The following is a 1,615-nucleotide window of genomic DNA, read 5'->3' as shown; positions in this document are numbered from 1 at the left end:
GGCTGAGCCCGCCGCCGTCGACGCTCCCGCGCCGCCGGCAGACGCGCCGCCACCCGCAGACGCACCGCCGCCTCCGGCCCCTCCCGGGAATGACCCCGCGGATGTCCACCAAGCCACCGCCGTCGCGCACTGGACGTTTGCCGACGACCCAGCGCCCATCCCGGGCCCGGGCCTGCCGACAGTTCCAGGGGTGCCGAGCGATCCGGCTGCTGCGGGCTCGGCGATACACGACCTTCAGGTGCCACCGCAGCTCGCACCCTTGCTAGATCCGGCGAACCTGCCCGACACCAGCAAAGGGCTGCCTGTGGCACCGCCGCAGAACATGGACCCGAGCTACGTCAAAGACCTGCTCAAAGCCATCCAGTCGCAGAGCGTGAACGGTAACCCCGCCCTGTCCTCGCTCGCTTAAACGGCGCAAATACGCCTAGCGGTTGACCTCCGTGACGGGGTGCAGGTAGGGCAGCTCGTCCGCTGGCAGCGGGAAGACCACGTCGCCGTAGGGAGACAATGCGCCTACCCGGTCGGTCGCCAGCTCACTTACCGCATGGTCGTCTGGGTTGGTCGTCGGCCAGCCCTTGTCGACGTAACGGGTTTTCTGCGCCTGGTTGTCAGCGTTGTCAGCCACGCGTGCCATTCTGACAGGTCTTACTCGCCGTCGCCTCGGGAGTCCCACTATCGCGGCTGCTTTACGCTGGTCAGCAATGACCGAACACACCCCGGGCACCCCGCTGGGGTCCTGGCTGGCCGACTTGCCCGACGAGCGGCTGATCCGTCTGCTGGAGCTGCGGCCCGACCTTGCCCAACCGCCGCCGGGCAGCATCGCGGCGTTGGCCGCCCGCGCCCAGGCCCGACAATCAGTCACGGCGGCCACCGACGAGCTGGACTTCTTGCGGCTAGCGGTGATCGACGCGCTGCTGGTTTTGCATGCGGAGACCGCGTCGGTGCCCGTTGCCAAGCTGCTGGCGCTGATCGACGGTCGAGCGGCCGAACCCGCCGTGCTCGGCGCCCTCGACGACCTCAAGGAGCGCGCTCTGGTTTGGGGTGACACCGAACTACGAGTCGCACCCGACGCCGGTGCCGGGCTGCCCTGGCATCCCGGCCAAGTGACCTTGGAAGACGCTTCCCACACCGGCGAGCAGATTGCCGAGCTGATTGACGGCCTGCACGATTCGCAGCGGGAACTGCTGGACAAGCTGCTGGAAGGGTCGCCGTTGGGGCGTACCCGCGACGCCGCACCCGGGGCTCCCGCGGATCGGCCGGTGCCACAGCTGCTCGCGATGGGACTGCTGCGCCGAATCGACGCCGACACGGTGATCCTGCCCCGCCATGTTGGGCAACTGCTGCGCGGCGAGGTGGCCGGGCCAATGCAGCTGGCCGCGCCCGATCCGGTGATTGCCACCGCGACGCGTGATGACGCCGACTCGGCAGCCGCGGGCGCGGTCATCGACTTGCTGCGCGAACTCGATGTACTGCTCGAAACACTGGGCGCGGCACCAATTTCCGAGCTTCGCAGCGGCGGCCTAGGGGTGCGCGAAATACGACGATTGGCCAAGGTGACCGGTGTCGATGAGGCCCGGCTTGGCTTGATCCTCGAGCTGGCCGCCGCGGCGGGCCT

At 68.9% G+C, this 1,615-nt stretch carries 1 protein-coding gene and 2 pseudogenes; 2 read left to right on the top strand and 1 reads right to left on the bottom strand.

Features of this window, described 5'->3' with window-relative positions; all coding sequences use genetic code 11:
• Positions 1–409: pseudogene (locus WBF82_RS05390) on the top strand (transglycosylase family protein); the annotation flags it as partial.
• A gap of 15 nt (positions 410–424) precedes the next feature.
• Here the strand turns inward: WBF82_RS05390 and WBF82_RS05385 are convergent.
• The gene (locus WBF82_RS05385; protein ID WP_424382056.1) at positions 425–634 is read right to left on the bottom strand and encodes a hypothetical protein; all 210 of its coding nucleotides are present in this window, start codon (positions 632–634) and stop codon (positions 425–427) included.
• A 67-nt stretch (positions 635–701) separates the two neighbouring features.
• Here WBF82_RS05385 and WBF82_RS05380 point away from each other — a divergent pair.
• A pseudogene (locus WBF82_RS05380) lies at positions 702–1,615 on the top strand (helicase-associated domain-containing protein); the annotation flags it as partial.

This window comes from Mycobacterium sp., assembly GCF_049673265.1.
Classification (GTDB): Bacteria; Actinomycetota; Actinomycetes; order Mycobacteriales; family Mycobacteriaceae; genus Mycobacterium.
The sequence above is the reverse complement of the archived record's forward strand: the minus strand, read 5'-3'. Positions and strand labels throughout refer to the sequence as shown.